This window comes from Polynucleobacter duraquae (assembly GCF_000973625.1).
GTDB classification, from domain to species: Bacteria; Pseudomonadota; Gammaproteobacteria; order Burkholderiales; family Burkholderiaceae; genus Polynucleobacter; species Polynucleobacter duraquae.
In genome coordinates this window covers 105,090-125,189 of the sequence record NZ_CP007501.1, presented here as the reverse complement: position 1 = coordinate 125,189, position 20,100 = coordinate 105,090, and the positions used below count along the sequence as shown (strand labels likewise).

Here is a 20,100-nt window from a genome sequence, read left to right as displayed (position 1 = left end):
GTAAGTTAAAATGTTACATGTAACTTAAATAAAGAGTCTAAAAAAAATGCCTTCAAATGCCGCGCTTAGAGTCCAAAAACACCGGCTAGCCCTCAGAGATGCTGGATTACGGCCTATTCAAATATGGGTTCCAGATACTCAAGCCCCTGGCTTTTTTGAAGAATGTCGTCGCCAATCAGCTCTAGTAGCCGCTGCCGATCGAGCAGACAATGAGCTGATGTCCTTTCTCGATGACTCATTAGCAGATTTGGATGAAGCGTGAAGCGTGGCAACGTGGTAACGGTTGCTATGCAGGGTGACTTTGGAAAGCCGAGACCAGCCTTAGTACTTCAATCGGACGTTTTCAGTGATATTCATGCAACGGTAACGGTTGCCTTGATATCCAGTGAAATTAAACAAGCTCCAATCTTCCGACTTGATATTGAACCCAATGAAGCCAATGGGCTAACCCGAGCATCACAAGTTCAGATTGATAAGATCATGTCAATTCGAAGTGAAAAAATTGGATCTGTAATTGGCGAGCTCAATGACGTCATGATGGTACGAGTCAACAGAGCCCTAGCGCTTTGGTTAGGCTTAGCCTAAGGTGCATTTCTAGAAAGTACTGCGTAGAGGTAACCAGCCAAACATGCTGCCACTATGGCGCTGAGCCACTCTAGCATCTGACCTGACTGAAATAAACCTGTAGATTGACCTGTATAGGAACTAGCTAGAGCAGCAACACTGCCAACCAAGACCGCCATAAGGAATTTCTTAGCCCTTGGCTTAGATTGACGTTTTCCTGGGTAAAAAACCAAGGCAAATACGCCAGTTAGACCACCAATCACCAGAAAAGCTAAAAACCCCATTGCCACCCCCATTGTTTCTGCCATCAAATCTATAATCACCATTATGAAGTTGTTGACACTCGGCATCAATCATCACACAGCGCCGGTCGCTATTCGGGAAAAGGTCGCCTTTGACCCTGAATTTCTTCAAGAAGCGTTGCACGATCTTCGCCAACATCTCGTTGGCGCGAATCAGGCCGGCCTGCCTGAGGCCACAATCCTGTCTACCTGCAATCGAACTGAACTCTACTGCGCCGCTAACGATGCAGATGCAGCCAGCCTATTACATGAAGCGACGTTTGACTGGTTAGCCAAAACCCAACAACTTGCTCCAAGCAGTTTGGAGCCGCATATTTATTCGCTACCGCAATCTGATGCAGTTCGGCATGCCTTTAGAGTTGCTTGTGGGTTGGACTCTATGGTGATTGGTGAAACCCAAATCTTGGGTCAGATGAAAGATGCTGTGCGTACTGCAAATGATGCGGGCGTCCTTGGTACCTATCTTAATCAACTCTTTCAGAAAACCTTTGCAGTCGCAAAAGAAGTCCGTGGCTCGACAGAGATTGGCGCCCACTCGATTTCAATGGCAGCAGCATCCGTTCGATTAGCCGAACGTATTTTTGAAAGTATTGCTGATCAACGTGTTCTGTTTATCGGCGCTGGTGACATGATCACTTTGTGCGCTACCCATTTCGTGGCACGCAAGCCTAAAGCAGTAGCAATTGCCAATCGCACGATTGAACGCGGACAAGAATTAGCAGACTCGATTTCCATTCAAGATGTTGAGGCAGAATCATTTAAGCTCTCAGATCTGCCGAGTCGACTGCATGAATTTGACATCATCATTTCTAGTACGGCATCGTCGCTGCCGATTATCGGATTAGGAATGGTAGAGAGTGCTCTTAAGCAACGTCGCCGTAAACCCATGGTCATGATTGATCTAGCGGTTCCCCGTGACTTTGAGCCAGAGATTAGCCGCTTAAATGACATCTACCTTTATACAGTCGATGATCTAGGCGTGATGATTCAGACTGGCGCCTCTTTACGCCAAGCAGCAGTGAGTCAGGCTGAAGCGATCATTGAAGATCGTGTTGGTAATTTCATGCACTGGATGCAAGGTCGTAAGACTGTGCCACTCATTCAGGACATTCAGCAACAAGGCGAGCACCTCAGGCAACTTGAACTCGATCGTGCGATGAAACGATTAATGCGTGGTGAGGATCCCCAAGAAGTTCTTAATGCGATGGCTCAAGGCTTAACAAATAAGTTCTTACATGGCTCATTACATGCTTTGCAACACTCCAACGGCGCTGAGCGTGAAGCACTGATTAAGTTACTTCCCAAATTATTCGCCTCACACTCCAAGCCAGAAGACCATTAGATGAAGCCCAGCATGCGGGCTAAGCTAGACCACCTAGATACGCGCTTAGCCGAACTTAATTCTTTATTAACTACCGAAGAGTCCACCAAGGATATGGACAACTATCGGAAGCTCACACGTGAGCATTCTGATATTGCGATGGTAGTGGAGCAATTTGGCTTATATAAACAAGCCGAGGCTGATGCACAAGCTGCAGAAGAGATGCGCAAGGATCCTGATATGAGAGACTTTGCTGATGAAGAGCAGAAACAAGCTCAAGCCACCATGGAAGAGCTTGAGGGCACTCTTCAAAAACTACTCCTACCCAAAGATGTCAACGACGAACGCAATGTCTTCTTAGAAATTCGGGCAGGTACAGGCGGTGATGAGAGTGCACTTTTTGCCAGCGACCTACTCCGAATGTATACGCGATTTGCAGAACGTCAGGGCTGGAAAGTAGAAGTGGTCAATGCTGCCGAATCTGATCTTGGTGGCTATAAAGAAGTTGTTTTGCGCTTAGTAGGTCAGTCTGTCTATTCACGCCTCAAATTTGAGTCTGGTGGCCATCGCGTGCAACGTGTTCCCCAAACAGAAACTCAGGGACGTATTCATACTTCAGCTTGTACAGTAGCTGTGATGCCCGAGGCTGATGAATTAGAAGCGGTCAAAATTAATCCCGCTGAATTACGCATTGATACTTTTAGAGCTTCAGGGGCTGGTGGTCAGCATATTAATAAAACGGACTCTGCTGTTCGTATTACCCACTTACCAACTGGCACCGTAGTTGAGTGCCAAGATGATCGTAGTCAGCACCGCAATCGTGAACAAGCAATGAAGGTTCTTGTCTCTCGCATTATGGATGCTCGTGAACGTGAAAAACATCAGCTAGAAGCACAGACCAGAAAGTCTTTAGTTGGCACTGGTGATCGTAGTGATCGCATTCGGACTTACAACTTTCCACAAGGTCGTATTACCGATCACCGCATCAATCTCACACTGTACAAAATTGATGCCATGATGGATGGTGATATAGACGATCTATGCAATGCCCTTGCGTCTGAACATCAGGCGGAGCTTCTTGCAGCACTTGGTGATAATTAATTCCACCACAGGATGAGCGCCAGCCCGCCATTACGCGAATTAATTAGCAACTGTGCATTGCCAGCAAATGAGGTGCGGATATTACTTGCCCTCATCCTAGAGAAGCACTACCAACTCCCGCGCTCTGCCCTGCTATCTCGTGATGATATGAGTTTGAATGAGCAAGCTTTTCTGGAATGGGAAAGACTAGTTTCTAGAAGAGTTTTAGGAGAACCTATTGCGTATATCTTAGGCAAGAAGGGCTTTCATAATATTGAGTTAGAGGTTGGCCCTGGGGTACTTATTCCTCGCCCAGAAACTGAGCTCCTCGTAGAGATTGCCCTTACTGAGATTGCCAAACTCAACAAACGCACAAGGGTACTAGATCTGGGTACTGGCTCTGGTGCTATTGCACTCTCTATTGCAAACGCTGCGCCACTGGCATCAGTGACTGCAACAGATCAATCGACCGAGGCTTTAGCGATTTCAAAGCAAAATGCGCAATCCTTAAACCTATCAGATCAAGTCCAGTTTTTACTCGGTAGTTGGTATGCAGCATTGACTGAACCAAGCCAATTTGATGTGATTGTGAGTAATCCGCCCTACATCGCCCATCAAGACCCCCACCTCACTCAAGGGGATCTCCGTTTTGAGCCTGTATCCGCTCTGACCGATTACGCTAACGGGCTGAGCTGCTTAGAAAGTATTATTGCCGGGACAAGTGAATACCTTAAATCTGGCGGCTTGATTGCCGTTGAGCATGGCTTTGATCAATCCGAAGCGGTGATGGAGCTAATGAAAGGGGCGGGTCTAATAGATGTCCAGGCTCACCTCGATTTGGCAGGCCACTGCCGAGTAGTTTCTGGACGAAAAAGGCTCTAAAACCGATACAGGGAATTAACCCTTTTCTTCAGATAGCCTTAAAATTACCTCATTATTAGTAGTAAATCATCATCTTCAATTAGCATAAATTCAGGAAAAAATATGGATACCCAAGCAAAAATTCAAGAAATCGTTACTAGCCACCCCGTTGTATTGTTTATGAAGGGCAATGCCCAGTTTCCGCAATGCGGCTTTTCCGGAAACGCGATCAATATTTTGCGCGCAAGTGGTGTGGAGACTCTTCATACCGTTAACGTTTTGGAAGATGAAGCCATTCGTCAGGGTATTAAGGAATTTGCTAACTGGCCAACCATTCCTCAGCTCTATATCAATGGTGAATTCATTGGTGGTTCAGACATCATGACTGAAATGTTCGAAAGTGGTGAGTTGAAAAAACTTGTACAAGGTTAATTGCACAAAATCTGCATAACTCATATTTGTGACTTTTGACTTAAGCTCTCTTTTACTATTTGGCCTGCCATTCGGTTTATGTGCAGGCCTTCTAGTCTATGCGCTCAATTTACGCTCAGCCCTCGCTAGAGTTGAGCAACAAAATCAAAATGATGCTGCGCTTTCTGCCAGCTTAAGAGCTGAGCGTGATCAGGCATTACAGAATGCCATTCGACTTGAGGCAGCACTGGACTCCGAGCGTAAACAAGGTTTAGGAAGAATTGAATCCCTCAATGAGGCTAAAGAGGCGCTCACTAGCCAATTCAAAAATCTCGCTAATGAAATTTTGGAGGATAAGTCCAAGCGCTTTACTGAGCAAAACGTTGCTAGTTTAGATGCTCTTCTGAAGCCACTACAAACTAAGCTTTCAGAATTTAAAGAGCAGGTAAATACCTCTTACGGTAACGAAGCACGTGAGCGTTTTGCTCTCAAGAGTGAGATCGAGCGTCTAGCCAACCTGAATTTACGCATGTCTGATGAGACACGTTCGCTGACCCAGGCACTGAAGGGCGACTCGAAAGTACAAGGCAATTGGGGTGAGTTGGTTTTAGAGTCCATTCTTGAATCTTCAGGCCTTCGAAAGGGTGAAGAGTACCTAGTTCAAGATAGCCATACCCTGACTGATGGCTCACGCCTCCAGCCTGACGTCGTAGTGAAGCTGCCAGAGGGTAGAAGCTTAGTGGTTGATAGCAAGGTTTCTATTACCGCGTATTCACGCCATGCCGAGGCAACCGATCCAACTACTTTAGAGCAAGAATTAGCGGCACATATTCAGTCTCTTCGACAACACATTCAAGGACTCTCAAGCAAGAACTACAGCTCCCTATACGGCATTGGCTCGGTAGATTTTGTGTTGATGTTTGTGCCTATTGAACCTGCATTCCTACTAGCCTTGAAGACAGCGCCTAATTTGTATCAAGAGGCACTAGCCAAAAATATTGTGCTCGTGTGCCCAAGTACATTGATGGCTACGCTGAGAACTGTTGCACATCTCTGGCGTCAGGATCACCAAAACCGCAACGCTCTAGAAATTGCAAAACAATGTGGCACGCTATATGACAAGTTTGTTGGCTTTGTTGATGATCTTGAAAAACTGGGTCAGCGTTTAGATCAAGCCCAAACGAGTTACCACGATGCCTTTAGTAAACTCAAATCCGGTAAAGGCAATCTGATTCGTACTGCAGAAAAGGTGCGTGAGCTCGGTGTTAAGCCTAGTAAAAATTTATCTCCCCCCCTAATTGAATCGTCAACTGACTCTGAATAAAAATTGACTGCTACGCACGCATCAGAAATACAGACCTCACCACCTTCTTATAGAAAAGTAGCTATTGCTGCTTGCTTTGGAACCTTTCTAGAGTGGTATGACTTTCTCACCTTTGCCACTCTGGCTGTAGTTTTTGGCCCCCTCTTTTTTCCCTCAAGCGATCCCAGTACAGCCCTATTAGCTAGCCTTGCGACTTTCGGTGTAGGTATGGTGGTGAGACCCATAGGAGCAGCTATTTTTGGAAGCATTGGCGATCGTATTGGGCGACGCCCCGTGTTTATGATCACCATCACTCTCATGGGAATTGCTACGGTATGCGTTGGCTTTTTGCCGACCTATGCTCAGGTTGGGATCTGGGCACCTATTCTGTTAGTGACCCTTAGACTACTTCAAGGCCTCTCGGCAGGAGGAGAAATTGGGGGTAGCGCCGTCTACCTGACCGAGCATGCAGGTGACTCTAATCGTGGCTTTAAGACTAGCTTCTTGCAGCTCATGGGGCCACTTGGCATCTTAGTATCCACACTCCAAATTGCCTTGTTACAAACCTATCTTAGCCAAGAAGAATTTCTATCTTGGGGCTGGCGTATACCATTTTGGATCTCACTAATTCTGCTGTTGATTGCATTTAAAGCGCGCACGGCCTTGGACGAAACGCCGATCTATCTGCAACTCAGTAAAACAGAAACCCAGTCTAAAAGCCCCTTGCGTGATAATCTTAAAGATCCAGAAACTAGAAAGAGAATGTTTCTACTTTTCTTTTGCATCTCTGCTGGTGGTGCAGTATTGTTTTTCTGTGTACAGGTCTACACTTCCGTCTTTCTGAAGACCACCGTAAAGCTTGCACCACAACTTGTTGACCAGTTAAGCGTCTATGCGACTGCCTCACTATTGCCGTTGACTGTATTCGCAGGATGGCTCTCAGATAAGATTGGAAGGAAGCCTGTGGTTGTGAGTGGGCTTGTCTTGGGTGCCACACTTATACTTCCCGCATTTCATTTCTTACAAAGTAATGGTGAATCTACATTTTTTATAGGGGCGATCTTAATTGGCCTATCAGCAATACTTGCTCTTGTAGTAGGCCCACAAACAGCCCTCCTTGCAGAACTTTTTCCTGCAAATACCAGAAATAGTGCAGCCACTCTTCCACATAACCTAGCCGCTGGTTGGATAGGTGGTCTTCTGCCTTTAATTGTGACATGGCTCAATCAACACTGGGAAAGTAGCATTGCGGGATTATGGTACCCGACCATCTTCTTATCTTGTGGTGCTGTTGTAGCGCTAATTTACCTACCAGAAACAAAGTTAATAAAACTCGAGGATTAATTTAAACTCAATCTACAGTTGAGCATTAGCAAAGATTAAATCTCTCAACTCTTTTCCATGAAATCCAAAGCAGGTAGATGGATTTTGCCCATAAGCAGCAGTTGGAGACTCAATTGAAAACTGAGCAGCTAATTCTGGCCCTGGAAATTTGATCCCAGCATTTGATATTTCTTGAAAAAGAAAGTGGCACAAAATCAAATCCTCGGATTTTGTAGGGAAGGTTAAGTCATGAAAAGAGATTTTGGATGTAGCTTCTAAAAGTCGCTTACTTCTCAATGAAAAACCCCCGTTGCCCACATTATTCCTACTTAAATCTAAGGCAATGTTACCGGGTTGCAACTTCAAGTCCATTGGCCATGGAGCTCCAATGTAATCAAATTCAAGAAATTTAGGATTCCACTTATTCGCATTAAGGACAAAGCCATCAGATTGAACAACAAGGCAGTATTCAGTTTCTACATGCTCATGAAGATCACCAAGAATAAACTTGCTATAACCTACAATATCAAGCTTCGGAATCTTGGTCATCTGTATTTTGGCGTTAGAGGGCTGCCATTCCTCTGAAGATAAAAACTTGATTGCACCAAATTCAATATCGTGGGAAGAGATCTGCAAAGCAAGATCAGTACCGGCCAACTCAACAGAGCTAACGGCTATTAAAGTAACTTGGGGGAGATGTAGCATGAAATTGATGGTGCCCCTTGTCCGACTCGAACAGACCACCTACTGATTACAAATCAGTTGCTCTACCAGATGAGCTAAAGGGGCAACGGATAGTATTCTAACCTATTTCACAATCGTCAAGGAAGGTCTGTTAGCTTTTGGCTTTTCAGCATTCTCAGGACTTGCATCTTTGAGCTTGCTGACCTGACTGGCATCAAATGGAAAGGACATTCCCTGGCCATTTTCTCGTGCATAGATCGCTAAAACATGACTTACAGGAACCATAATTTTCCTTGGAACTCCACCAAATCTTGCCTGAAAACTGATCCAATCATTATCCAAATTTAGTTGATGGCAAGCCTCCAGAGAGAGATTTAAAACAATTTCATCCTTCTTCACAAACTCCATAGGCACTTCAACAGTAGAGTCCACAAAGACTGCCATGAAGGGCGTAAAGCCAAAATCCGTGCACCACTGATGTAGGGCACGGATTAGATAGGGTTTATTGCTTGGAATATCAGACATGCTTATTTTGCCAGCCTGAGAAATGAGCCGCTTAGCGACGCATGACCTTTTCTGATGGAGTCAATGCCTCTATGTAAGCAGGCCTACTGAAAATACGCTCAGCGTACTTCAAAAGGGGAGCTGCATTGCGAGAGAGGTCAATACCGTAATGCTCTAAACGCCACAATAAAGGGGCGATTGCTACATCAAGCATTGAAAACTCTTCGCCCAACATATACTTATTCTTTACAAAAATAGGTGCAAGCTGAGTTAGGCGATCACGAATAGCTAAACGTGCTTTTTCATGAGACTTCTCAGCAGCTTTGCCTTTTTCATTTTCTAATGCAGCTACATGCACAAATAACTCTTTTTCAAAATTGAAAAGGAAGAGGCGTGCGCGTGCGCGTGCAACAGGATCGGGCGGCATCAATTGCGGATGAGGAAAACGCTCATCAATATACTCATTGATGATGTTTGACTCATACAAAATCAAGTCGCGCTCAACCAAGATTGGAACTTGGCCATAAGGGTTCATCACCGAGATGTCTTCTGGCTTGTTAAACAAGTCCACATCACGGATTTCAAAGTCCATGCCTTTTTCAAAAAGCACCAGACGGCAGCGTTGCGAGAATGGGCAATTTGTGCCCGAGTACAACACCATCATAAATTTATTTCCTTAAATATCTACTTCAATACAACAAACGCACAAACAACTGCGACTTTAAATCTCAAAAACTGTGGCTTAGTGAATGTCTTTCCAGTAAGCCTTATTCAAACGTGAAGCTACCAGAGTGAAGATTGCCAAGAAGATCAACACAATCACACCCAAACGCTTACGCTCAAGTTGCACTGGCTCGGCCATCCATGACATGAAAGCAACTAAGTCAGCAATGTTGTCGTCATACTCTTGTGACTTCATGGTTCCTGGAGTTAACTGCTCAAATCCAACAAATTTTTTCTCTACACGACTTGCATCGTGTGGATCTGGACGCTCTTCAAACTTTGCAGCACGCTCACCCTGCAACTGCCACAGAACATGAGGCATACCAACGTTCGGATACACCAAGTTATTCCAACCAGTTTGGGTAGTATCGTCTTTGTAGAAAGTACGGAAGTAGGTATAGAGCCAGTCAGTACCGCGTGCACGTGCCTCAACAGATAAGTCGGGAGGGGTCTTGCCAAAAAAGGCCTTGCCATCTTTAGGTGACATTGAAATAGTCATCAAGTCGCCAACTTTAGCGTCGGTCAAAATCAAGTTATCTTTGATTTGTTGATCTGTCAGACCAATATCACGCATGCGGTTGTAACGCATACTTGTTGCAGAGTGGCAGTTCAAGCAATAGTTGACAAATATCTTGGCGCCATTTTGCAAAGATGCATTATTACTAACGCGATTTGGCGCAGTCTCCAACGGGAAACCGCCCTCGCTTGCATTTGCAGCTAAACCAAAACCAAGGGCAGCAACCAGGGCTGCTGCCTGACAGACGCCCATCACAGTGTGCAAAATTCGTTTCATACTAGTTCCTAATTTCTCGGGTATCTGAATCAATGGGACTTAAAAGTAACGCGAGTTGGAACTGGCTTGAACGTACCAAGCGTGCTCCAGAACGGCATTGCCAAGAAAAAGCCCAGATAATAAATGGTGCAAATCTGAGAAATCTTTTCGTAAAGAGGTGATGGCGGCTCGATTCCTAAGTAGCCCAAAACCACAAAGGTCAAGATAAAGGTTCCATAAATGTACTTATGAAACTGAGGGCGGTAACGAATCGACTTCACTGGAGAATGATCTAGCCATGGCAAGAAGAAGAGAATCACAACTGATCCGCCCATAATCACAACACCCCAGAACTTTGCATCAAACGCATAGAAACCGGCTGCCAGTACTAATGCGATTGCTGCACATGCACCTTTGACTTTGACATCCTTAGACTTCAGGGCGAACATCGACAAAATCACTGCCAAGAAAATCCATAATGGCAATAAGAAGTTGGATGTTGTTGCGCGCAGCATTGAATAGAACGGTGTGAAATACCAAACAGGTGCAATATGCGTCGGAGTAACAAATGGATTTGCTGGAATGAAGTTATTCGCTTCCAAGAAATATCCGCCCATTTCTGGAGCAAAGAAAACAATCGAGGCAAAAATGAATCAAAAAACCACCTAAGTACATGACGTCATGAACGCTGTAGTAGGGGTGGAATGGAATGCCATCAACCGGATGACCATTTGCATCCAGTGTATTTTTAATTTCTACGCCGTCTGGATTGTTAGAACCCACTTCATGCAATGCAAGAATGTGAGCAGCAACCAATCCAATCAATACCAAAGGAATAGCAATGACGTGGAATGCAAAGAAGCGATTGAGTGTTGCATCGCCTACAACGTAATCACCACGCAACCACAAAGATAGATCTGGACCAATCAATGGGATAGCAGAGAACAAGTTCACGATCACTTGAGCGCCCCAATAGGACATTTGACCCCATGGGAGCAAGTAACCAAAGAATGCCTCACCCATCAAGCACAAGAAGATCGCGCAGCCGAAAATCCAAATTAACTCACGTGGCTTGCGATATGAACCATAAATCAAACCACGGAACATGTGCATGTAAACCACTACAAAGAACATTGAAGCGCCAGTCGAATGCATGTAGCGGATTAACCAGCCAAACGGGACCTCTCGCATGATGTATTCAACAGACTCAAATGCCTTAGCGGCATCTGGCTTGTAGTTCATCACTAAGAAAATGCCGGTAATGATTTGGATAGCTAAAACCACAATAGCCAACGCGCCAAAGATATAGAAGAAATTCAGATTCTTAGGAGCGTAATACTCGCTCATATGACGCTTAAATGCATCCGTCACTGGTAAACGCGAATCCACCCAAGCCATCATCTTCACTGCGAGGGATGCGTTTGCTGGGACTTCTTTTTCGTGAAATGCCATTTATTTCTCCTTAGGCCTTCTTATCTTCGCCAACCAGAATTTTGGTGTCGCTCAAATACATATGCGGCGGCACTTCCATATTGTCTGGAGCTGGTTTGTTCTTAAACACACGGCCGGCCATATCAAATGTGGAGCCATGACATGGGCAAAGAAAACCGCCCTGCCAAGTGTTTGGCAAAGAGGGTTGAGCGCCTGCCTCAAACTTAGGCGTAGGCGAGCACCCTAAATGGGTACAAATACCAACTACAACCATATATTCCGGCTTGATTGAGCGCCATTGATTTTGTGCATATGGCGGGGTAAATTGGGCTGGATCCCTTAAAGAATCAGGGTCTGCGAGCTCTGCATCTATCTTAGAAAGCTCGGCAACCTGTTCAGGAGTACGGCGCACCACCCATACTGGCTTACCGCGCCATTCAACCATACGCATTTCGTCTGGCTGCATGCCAGAGATATCGATCTCAACAGCAGCTCCGGCGGCCTTGGCGCGCTCAGAAGGTTGAAAACTATCCACAAAAGGGTAAAGGGCTGCGGCTGCGCCAACACCGCCGACTGCTGAAGTGGCGATCAACCAATTACGGCGATCCTTATCCATACTGGGCTTGTCACTCATTTACAAAATTCCTCGAAAAGAGCATTTATAGGTAAAAATACTTAAAGATAAGATTTTAAAGTAAAAATGGGGTATGCATCAAAGTTATGGGGTTAATTTTGAGTTAGCCTCAATCTATGTGAATTGAAAGGTATTTATGGCTGTTTTAAAGGAATTTCGTGACTTTGCGGTCAGGGGAAATGTTATTGATTTGGCGGTTGGTGTGATCATTGGCGGGGCTTTTGGGAAGATTGTAGATTCCCTCGTAAATGACATCGTGATGCCGGTGATTTCCACTCTTTTAGGGGGTCATATTGACTTTACCAACCTCTTCTTGGTGCTAGGCAAGATCCCAGAGGGGGTGCCCAGAACTTTTGATGCCCTTAAAAAGGCTGGGGTACCAATTTTTGCCTATGGAAACTTCATCACTATTTCCATTAACTTTATTTTGCTGGCGTTTGTCATTTTTCAAATGGTCAAAGTAGTTAATAAGGTGCGACTTGTCGACGCACAACCAGCGCCATCAGAACCAGAAAACACAGTTCTTTTGCGGGAAATTCGCGATAGCCTCAAAAAATAATTGCCCCCACTCCTTTAGAGTAATGAGTAGAGGGTATTTGGACGCAGTATTGGGCTAAGCAATAGCATCTTCACTGAACCTTGAAATGTTCTGGTGGAAGATTGGCAACACACCGAGAATGCATAAATCTAAATGCACTCTCCAGTTTTTTGGTAAATTGCCCGGTATCAAATAGTGTGCAAGTAAATTTCTTGCTTTCTATTTTTTTTCTAATAGAGCGCAAGTCTAGTGGATTATTTGCAAAAGAAATTGCCATATCTCTGTACTCTTCTTGAGAATCGGCAATCAGCTCCCTGACCCCAAGCCCCGACAATAAGCTCGAGGTGACCCGACCAGGGAATGTGTTGCCAACATAAGTCAAAATTGGCAAGCCTGACCAAAGTGCATCACTTGCAGTCGTATGAGCGTTATATGGGAAAGTATCCAAGAAGAGATCAGCATGCTGATGGCGTGCTAAATGTTCTTCAGGCACACGTCTATCCGCAAAAAATATTCTATCCTTAGCTACTCCATGATGCTCCGCATGAGCCAAAAGATTCTTAGCTGCCAAATCGTTATCTTTTAGCAGCCATAACACTGTATTACTTGTATTGCTCAGTATATTCATCCAGATCTTAAATATCTGAGGTGTAATTTTATAATTGTTGTTAAAGCAGCAATACACAAATGCATTCTGTGGCAAACCAAAATCAGCGCGTGTAAAAATTTTTTGAGAAATCACCCTCTTGTCATCGTTAGCCTGGTAACAATTAGGTAAGCTTACAATTTTTTCATAATAGTATTGATAACTATCAGGCGGTATCACCCTGTCATCAGCGATTAGATAATCTATATATTTAGAGCCTAGAGTCCCCGGAAATCCTAAGTAATTGACCTGAATGGGGGCTGGTCTATAGGCAAAGATAGCCTGACGAGATTCTCCAAAATATCCGTTCAAATTAACTAAAATATCTATCTTTAAATTAGCGATCTTCTGAGCAACCTCCTGATCTGGCAACCCTCTGATGTCAATCATATGGTCAAAGGCGACCTCTATCCTTTTTCTCAAGAACGAGCCATCATCTAGTCCATTATCAAATGCATAAATTTCAAATTCATCCTTATTCTGTGACTCATAAACACCGGCCATCAATATCGAGGTAGCTTGATTTCTAAATTCACCGCAAACGTATCCTATTTTGATCTTATTATTTTGCCCAAGAATAGCCATTGAATCTTTTTGTTCAAAATAAAAATCGGCAAATAATTTTGCACAGGCCTTTAACTCTTCCTCAGACTCAGAGATTGCTTGGAACCCAAATGGTTCTGCAACATTTTTCCCCTGAGAAATTCCAAGCTGAATTTTTCCAATTAGCTCCTCATAACCAGACCAGTCACAAGCCAGCATTTTTTGATGCAAAATTTTTCCCAAAATAAATGGCATGTCAGGAAAAATCTTCTCCGCCTTTTCATAGCTTTCTAAAGCTAAATCGTGACGTTTTAATAGGTTAAAAATATCGCCTCTGTGCATCCAAACATCAAGTAGATCTGGATTGTGCTCAATGGCCCTATTAAGCGCTCGCAAAGCATCCTCATATTCGCCTAACTTAGCTAATGCAGCTCCATATCCACTCCATGCATAGGCAGATGATTGATCTATCGTTGACGCATTGAAGTAATACTGCTTAGCTTCCTCGACCCTCTGAAGAGTCATTGCCAAGTCGCCAAGATTCAAATAAATATCAAGGGAATGATTTTTATATGCAAGCGTTTTTTTATAGGCTATAAAAGCAGAACTTGCATCCCCCAAAGAAGCATAGGCTGCACCTAAATCATGAAGTGCTTCGAAATACTCTCCAGCGATTTGAATGGATTTCTGGAGACAAGTAATTGCTTTGTCATAGCAATGCTTTTCTAAATAAAATGAGGCCAAAAAGTACAAGCCCTGGGCGGATATTCCAACTGCATCAACAGCCTGCTTTAATAAAGTAAAGGCAGTCTCGTCATCACCTAAGTTAGCAGCGCAATATGCCATACCCTCTATTGCCCTAGCTTCATCTGGCATCTTCTGCGCAGCTTCGGAATATATATTTCTTGCAGCCCCATACTGGCCTGCCGCAAAATACTGATCTGCAAGTACAAATAAGGCCGCAATCTCAAGGCTACTCATAATTTTTCTTCGGCATCATATTTTGGATATGCTTCAAGAAAACTTCGTATTTCTGACTTTAGTTGCTCTAAAACAGGCATCCATTTTTGATCAACAGATTGTCTTAGTATTCGCATGCTTGAGTACCAAGCCGATTGCTCCTTATCTGGAGACCATCTCCAATCTTGGACATAAGAAAGCAGCAGCCACGTCCTCATTCCCAAGGCAGAACTGAGGTGAATCGTACTGGTATCGACCCCAATCACCAAATCAAGACAGTTTACTAATGCGGCAGTATCCTGAAAATCACTAATGTCAATTGAATAGTCTAAATACATTGGATTAGAAGCCAAGAGCATTCTCTCATCCTGGGTGGGTTCCTTTTGAAGACTCAGATATTGGTAGCCCTCGGGTAGAACAGACATTAGCTCTCTCAATGCAATGCTTCTATTCTTATCATTTGCGTGCGTTGCACTGCCCCGCCAAACAATCCCAATTCTTGGTATATCTGAACTACCCAGACGAGCCATCCACTTTGAAACCAATTCCTTACTTGCACTCAAATATTTATCTGGAAATGGAGGGCGACCTTGATCTTGCTGGAGCGCCAAGGGTAAAGACATCATTGGGCAATGGTAATCATGCGCGGGCATTACTTCACCTTTTTTAATCACATTGATTCCAAGATTCATACTTTCAATTGTTGAAATCAATGACTGCTCCACCTCAACAAAAATAGACTCTACTTTCCCTCTTAAAATTTGCAAGTACCTACAGAACTGAATTGTGTCTCCAAGCCCTTGCTCGCTATAGATTAAGATTGATTTGCCATCCAAAGACTCAGCACCCAGCCATAGCGGGCTCTTAAATGATCTTGGTGGACTTGTAAACTTTTCATAAGCCCACCGCCACTCATACTCTTTCCAGCCCTCTTGATATCTTTCCAAGGAAACCAATGTTAAGGCTTTATTAAAATGGGCGCCCGCGCAATTTTTATTTATTAAGATTGCCTGATCAAATGAAGATAGCGCCTCTTCAAATTTCTTCATTATGTGAAATGCTACGCCACGATTAACCAGCGCGTCGCTCAGAGATGAGTCGACCGCTAGTGCAGCATCGTAGTTACTAATGGCCTCTTCATAATGAGTTAAATCTACATTGACATCACCAAGATTAATGAGGGCTGATGTCATTTTTGGATCAATGCTTACTGCATCGTAATAGCATTTGACCGCCTCCTCAGCCATGCCTAAGTCATCATAAACTTTACCTAGGTTGTAAACCACTTCAGCAGATCCGGGATCTAATCGATATGCATTCTCAAAAGCTTCTCTTGCCTTTTGTAATGCCCCGGTTAAAGCGTAGGCAATTCCAAGATCATGCAAGCCCCCAATAAATGATCCATTGCGTGTTAAGGCGGCCTCTAAATAATTAATGGCACTTTCAAATTGACCAGCATAAAGATATTGACGACCCAATTCATGTAGCGCTGATGGCAATGCTCCCTCGAGCCCACAAGCTATCTTTAATTGTTCAAATGCTTTATTGCTTTCTCCACTTGCGCCGAGGAAATAAGCATATAACTCATTTGCTCTCGGATTTTTCGGATCTAATTTAAGGATTCGATCTAACAAGCGCCCTGCATCCTCCAACCTACCAGCTTCAAGCGCCCTCTCAATCATGAAGATTTCATTATTCAGTTTTTGCGTTGGAGTCATTAGACCAATTATATAAATATCTTTTTCATAAAAGAAAAACCCACCGTGTTTCCACGATGGGTCTTAACTTCTACCACCCAATTATCAACTAGCCTAAGCTAGCATCCAATTAGAAAGTGTGACGAACACCAACAGCATATTGGTTAGCGCCTTCTGAAGCAATAGTTGCAGAAGAAGACTGTTGGCTTGAGCCATAAATTGCATACAAATTAGTACGCTTGCTCAACCAATAGTTGCTACCCAACTGGTATGCAGTGAAGTTTGCACTTGCTGGGCTGGCAACTGGAGCAACGGTACCAATAGCTGTATTAGAACTAAAGCGGCCCTGACCAACAGAAGCCCATGCCTCGATTGTTGGAGTTACAAAGCTACGAACACCGATCTGCTGTGCAGTACGTGAAGCTGTCAAATCGTTTGTAGTTGTAATTTTACGATTAACGTAACCAGCATATGCCTTCAAAATACCGAAGTCATAGGTAGCTCCACCGTAGAACTGGTTATCGTTGGAGTTTAATGCAGTTGTGAATCCACCGTTTGTAGTTCTGTTCTGGAATGACTGGTAGTTAGCAGTAACTAAGAGTTTATTCCATGTGTAATCAGCAGCTAAACCCCAACCGTTACTGTTAACTGAACCACCGCCAGTGGTTGTTGCAACTGCGTTTGAAGCATTAGTTGAAGAATTTGACTGGCTTAAGTTGTACAAAGCTTTTGCAGAAAATCCAGCAAACTTGTCTGATTTAACTACCAATGCGTTAGCAGCACGAGTAGTATAAGCGCCAGTAGTCAAATCTGTACCGTTAACAGCAACTGGATAGATTGCGCTACCAACTACGTTGTTTTGCTGACCAGGATCAGTTGCGCCAATTGCTTCGTGAATTGGAGTGTATTGATTACCAACAGAGAACTGACCTAAGCCATTCTTTTTCAAACCAACAAAAGCTTGACGGCTTTGGAGACCTGAGATTGTGCTACCTGAACCACTTGTTGTGGCTCTGAAGCTAGTTTCTTGTGACAAGCTGTTGCCTGTTCCAAATAAGTTGAACTCAGCTGTGAAGAAAGCTGAAGTACCGCCACCCAAATCTTCAGTACCTCTGAAACCTAAACGGCTTGACTGCTCAGCAGAGTTACCAATTTGGTTTGTATTTGTTTTGATGTTAGCGCCAGACACGTTACGTGTGTTGGTACCGATGTAACCCATGTCCAAAATACCGTAAACGGTTACGCTGGACTGAGCTTGAGCTGCACCAGCAAATGCTGTTACGGCTGCAACTGCGAATAGCGATTTTTTCATTCTTTAAATCTCCATAAATTGAAAGTAATGCCCAAATAAATCTGGGACTCATGAATTTTGCTTGTTTTTACTTCCAAGACTGGGGGTAAGGGTATTTAGGAGTTATTTTTGCTTGTCAAAAGGTAGTTTTTTTGCTTTCTTCGTTGTATCAGGGCAACAAGGGCTTTGATTAGTTACTTTTTAGACTTTAGGATGCCAAAATTGTCATATGGCAAGCCGTGAATTCTTAAAAATCCTTCAATCTGCTCGATTGGGTGATGTATCTGCACAACAAAAATTAGCCTCTGCTTATTTAACTGGGGCATTGAAAACTCCAATTCAGCCTGCTAATGCTTTGATTTGGTTAGAGAAATCTTATTTATCTATTCAAAATCAAATAGATAGCAAATTTACCCCGGGCATTACTAACTCTCCAGCATTAAAGGAATACACCCCAGAGATGCAGAGTGTTTTGAAGCAAATTTCAGCAGTTCCCTTGGAACTCACCTTTAATTCGCCGGCCTTTTCTTTTGGCTGGGAAACCTTCTGGATGCTAGCCAAGACAAATATTGATGTCAGCCATGCCGCGCAATGGCAACTCGCTGAACTACTGCTTGATCCTAATAAAAAAGATCTTCATGAGGCGCTTTCTGAGTGGCTCATTAAACGGAATGCAAGTCTTGACTTCCCCACCCTACAAAAAACTGCAAAAGAATTTCTAGTCCACTTAGTAGAATCAGAAACCCCCTTCACCAATTCGGCTAAAGAACTTCTGATAAAGCTCCAACCTAAAGATGAAGCACTCTCCTCTCTGTGGAGCGCTTGGCTCTCAGAAAAGAATGAAAGTGTACTTATGCAGGCGGCAGAACTCGGCCTGACAATTGCCAAGCTCACCTTAGGTTTACGTCTTGCACAATTGAATGAGGTCGACTCTGATGTAAGAGATTTGGATGGGCCGAGCGGCAAATCGAATGCATCCCTTAAGAAAGCTGCTTACTGGTTAGGGCTTGCCGCAAAAGATGGGGATCGTGATGCCTGGTTTGCTTTGGGTGAAATCTATCGTCGTCCGCAATTCTCTGGATATAACGCCAGTGAAAGTGATCGGTGTTTTGATCGCGCAGCTGATTTGGGTCATCCTGTGGCTCAATTCAGAAGAGGTGCGAACCTTTGGCGCAAGCGTGAAAAAGTAGAAGAGAAGATTCGCGGACTTCAGGCTTCCTATTGGATTTGGCAAGCTCACCAGCAAGGTGTACCTGAAGCAAAAGAATTACTAAGCAAAGTTCTGGAGAATGTTTCTAGTCCCAAGAACAATGATTGGCATCACTTAGCATTGCATGCAGAAAAAGCCTTGAACCACCATGCAGAGCATCAATTGGATGAGGAGTGGATCTTGCTTTGTCACCGACTCATTGTGGCCAATCAATTTAACTTGAGCAAGGCAGAGTTATTGCTATGTGAAGTTGGTCAACTCCAACATGAGCACTGTGTTGTTGTCGATATTCGCCATGAGTTACCAAAAATACTACCTAGATTAATTCAGATTGATACCACTCAGCAGCGCCGCTCATTGCTTGCAGCAGGAAAAGTTTTTGCGAGCAGCAATACAGACTTGGAGGGGAATCTAAGACAAAGGCGTTATCGATTTGATCGGGTAACCGAATGGCTTACTAGCACCTTCGGACAAGATCAAGTCGTGGCTTGAGTATCTGGCTTTGAACTTGCGTCAACAGCATCGTCTGTCGGCTTTGGAACGTAAAAACGCGCAATCAATAGTCCTAACTCATAAAGCAGAGTCATAGGAATTGCTAATAGCAATTGTGATAGAACATCGGGTGGCGTAACCACGGCAGAGATCACAAATGCACCAACGATCACATAAGGACGAATCTCTCTGAGCTTTTCTAGGGGAACCATGCCCATGCGCACTAAAACTACAACCACAACGGGTACTTCAAAAGTAAGCCCAAAGGCTAGGAATGTGTTCATCGCAAAACTGAGGTACTTATCAATATCAGTCGACATTTCAGCGCCAAGTGGTGCGTTATAACTTGCCATAAACTCAAACACTGTAGGAAATACCAAGAGGTAGGCAAAAGCCATACCAAATATAAACAGGCTATAGCTACTCACCACCAAAGGCACAATCAGCTTTCGCTCATGTTGATATAAGCCAGGAGCAATAAATGCCCAAAGCTGATACATCACTACCGGCAACGCAATCAAGAAGGCTACCAACATCGTGACCTTCATCGGCACAAAGAATGATCCCGTGACATCCGTCACAATCATTTTTCCGCCTGAGGGCAATGAGTCCAATAGCGGCTGTGAAAATAAATGAAAAATATCCGGCGCCCAATACACCAAGCAGACGAATACCGCAATGATGGCTAGTGCAGACTTAATAATACGATCACGTAACTCAAATAAATGAGACAAAAAGGATTCTTGTAAACCGGAATCTTCTGTTGAATTTTTGTCAGTCATGCGCGGATATTTATATTCTTGTACTTTT

At 43.9% G+C, this 20,100-nt stretch carries 20 protein-coding genes, 1 tRNA gene and 1 pseudogene; 10 read left to right on the top strand and 12 right to left on the bottom strand.

Annotation, left to right across the window (positions count from 1 at the left end; genetic code table 11):
* Positions 1–46: 46 nt before the first annotated feature.
* Positions 47–262, top strand: coding sequence for an antitoxin MazE family protein (locus tag CL55_RS00735; RefSeq protein ID WP_046329438.1), 216 nt, complete (start codon positions 47–49; stop codon positions 260–262).
* Positions 259–585, top strand: a complete 327-nt coding sequence (locus CL55_RS00730; RefSeq protein WP_046329437.1) for a type II toxin-antitoxin system PemK/MazF family toxin — start codon at positions 259–261, stop codon at positions 583–585. Before CL55_RS00735 ends, CL55_RS00730 begins: the two co-directional genes overlap by 4 nt.
* Here CL55_RS00730 and CL55_RS00725 read toward each other — a convergent pair.
* Entirely contained in the window at positions 582–890 is a 309-nt protein-coding gene (locus tag CL55_RS00725; protein WP_237150511.1) for a hypothetical protein, read from the bottom strand. The two genes, CL55_RS00730 and CL55_RS00725, sit on opposite strands and share 4 nt — an antisense overlap.
* 1 nt (position 891) lies before the next feature.
* On the opposite strand from CL55_RS00725, the gene hemA reads away from it, so the two are divergent.
* From hemA to CL55_RS00695, 6 genes are all read left to right on the top strand, one after another.
* On the top strand, positions 892–2,208 hold the full coding sequence (gene hemA / locus CL55_RS00720; RefSeq protein ID WP_046329436.1) for a glutamyl-tRNA reductase: 1,317 nt from the start codon (positions 892–894) through the stop codon (positions 2,206–2,208).
* On the top strand, positions 2,209–3,288 hold the full coding sequence (prfA, locus tag CL55_RS00715; RefSeq protein WP_046329435.1) for a peptide chain release factor 1: 1,080 nt from the start codon (positions 2,209–2,211) through the stop codon (positions 3,286–3,288).
* Between the two features lie 12 nt (positions 3,289–3,300).
* A complete protein-coding gene (gene prmC, locus CL55_RS00710) occupies positions 3,301–4,149 on the top strand; it encodes a peptide chain release factor N(5)-glutamine methyltransferase (RefSeq protein ID WP_046329434.1) in 849 nt (282 codons plus the stop codon).
* 102 nt (positions 4,150–4,251) lie between these two features.
* Entirely contained in the window at positions 4,252–4,560 is a 309-nt protein-coding gene (gene grxD, locus CL55_RS00705) for a Grx4 family monothiol glutaredoxin (protein WP_046329433.1), read from the top strand.
* A 28-nt stretch (positions 4,561–4,588) separates the two neighbouring features.
* Positions 4,589–5,863, top strand: coding sequence for a DNA recombination protein RmuC (locus CL55_RS00700; RefSeq protein ID WP_052728689.1), 1,275 nt, complete (start codon positions 4,589–4,591; stop codon positions 5,861–5,863).
* Between the two features lie 3 nt (positions 5,864–5,866).
* Positions 5,867–7,186, top strand: coding sequence for an MFS transporter (locus CL55_RS00695; RefSeq protein WP_046329432.1), 1,320 nt, complete (start codon positions 5,867–5,869; stop codon positions 7,184–7,186).
* Positions 7,187–7,198: 12 nt separating this feature from the next.
* Here CL55_RS00695 and CL55_RS10395 read toward each other — a convergent pair whose 3' ends face one another.
* From CL55_RS10395 to petA, 7 genes and pseudogenes are all read right to left on the bottom strand, one after another.
* A complete protein-coding gene (locus tag CL55_RS10395) occupies positions 7,199–7,870 on the bottom strand; it encodes a DUF5672 family protein (RefSeq protein WP_052728688.1) in 672 nt (223 codons plus the stop codon).
* Between the two features lie 8 nt (positions 7,871–7,878).
* Positions 7,879–7,954: transfer RNA gene (locus CL55_RS00685), tRNA-Thr, on the bottom strand.
* A gap of 18 nt (positions 7,955–7,972) precedes the next feature.
* Positions 7,973–8,374, bottom strand: coding sequence for a ClpXP protease specificity-enhancing factor (locus CL55_RS00680; RefSeq protein WP_046329431.1), 402 nt, complete (start codon positions 8,372–8,374; stop codon positions 7,973–7,975).
* A 31-nt stretch (positions 8,375–8,405) separates the two neighbouring features.
* Positions 8,406–9,017, bottom strand: a complete 612-nt coding sequence (locus CL55_RS00675) for a glutathione S-transferase N-terminal domain-containing protein (protein WP_015420301.1) — start codon at positions 9,015–9,017, stop codon at positions 8,406–8,408.
* Positions 9,018–9,095: 78 nt separating this feature from the next.
* Positions 9,096–9,869, bottom strand: coding sequence for a cytochrome c1 (locus CL55_RS00670; protein WP_046329430.1), 774 nt, complete (start codon positions 9,867–9,869; stop codon positions 9,096–9,098).
* A gap of 29 nt (positions 9,870–9,898) precedes the next feature.
* Positions 9,899–11,300 (bottom strand): annotated as a pseudogene (locus CL55_RS00665) (cytochrome b).
* A gap of 10 nt (positions 11,301–11,310) precedes the next feature.
* A complete protein-coding gene (gene petA / locus CL55_RS00660) occupies positions 11,311–11,913 on the bottom strand; it encodes a ubiquinol-cytochrome c reductase iron-sulfur subunit (RefSeq protein WP_046329429.1) in 603 nt (200 codons plus the stop codon).
* A gap of 136 nt (positions 11,914–12,049) precedes the next feature.
* On the opposite strand from petA, the gene mscL reads away from it, so the two are divergent.
* Positions 12,050–12,472 (top strand): large conductance mechanosensitive channel protein MscL, encoded by a 423-nt coding sequence (gene mscL / locus CL55_RS00655; RefSeq protein ID WP_046329428.1) that lies wholly within the window; start codon positions 12,050–12,052, stop codon positions 12,470–12,472.
* A 70-nt stretch (positions 12,473–12,542) separates the two neighbouring features.
* On the opposite strand, the gene CL55_RS00650 is transcribed toward mscL, so the two are convergent.
* From CL55_RS00650 to CL55_RS00640, 3 genes are all read right to left on the bottom strand, one after another.
* Complete coding sequence (locus CL55_RS00650) at positions 12,543–14,621, bottom strand: O-linked N-acetylglucosamine transferase family protein (protein ID WP_052728687.1); 2,079 nt, start codon at positions 14,619–14,621, stop codon at positions 12,543–12,545.
* Positions 14,618–16,318 (bottom strand): tetratricopeptide repeat protein, encoded by a 1,701-nt coding sequence (locus CL55_RS00645; protein WP_046329427.1) that lies wholly within the window; start codon positions 16,316–16,318, stop codon positions 14,618–14,620. The genes CL55_RS00650 and CL55_RS00645 overlap by 4 nt, the downstream gene beginning before the upstream one ends.
* A gap of 109 nt (positions 16,319–16,427) precedes the next feature.
* On the bottom strand, positions 16,428–17,609 hold the full coding sequence (locus tag CL55_RS00640) for a porin (protein ID WP_046329426.1): 1,182 nt from the start codon (positions 17,607–17,609) through the stop codon (positions 16,428–16,430).
* A gap of 208 nt (positions 17,610–17,817) precedes the next feature.
* Between CL55_RS00640 and CL55_RS00635 the strand changes: the two genes are divergently transcribed.
* Positions 17,818–19,290: a tetratricopeptide repeat protein gene (locus CL55_RS00635; protein WP_046329425.1), complete on the top strand. Its 1,473-nt coding sequence runs from the start codon at positions 17,818–17,820 to the stop codon at positions 19,288–19,290.
* Here the strand turns inward: CL55_RS00635 and tatC are convergent.
* Positions 19,275–20,072 (bottom strand): twin-arginine translocase subunit TatC, encoded by a 798-nt coding sequence (gene tatC, locus CL55_RS00630; protein ID WP_046329424.1) that lies wholly within the window; start codon positions 20,070–20,072, stop codon positions 19,275–19,277. The two genes, CL55_RS00635 and tatC, sit on opposite strands and share 16 nt — an antisense overlap.
* Positions 20,073–20,100: the final 28 nt, after the last annotated feature.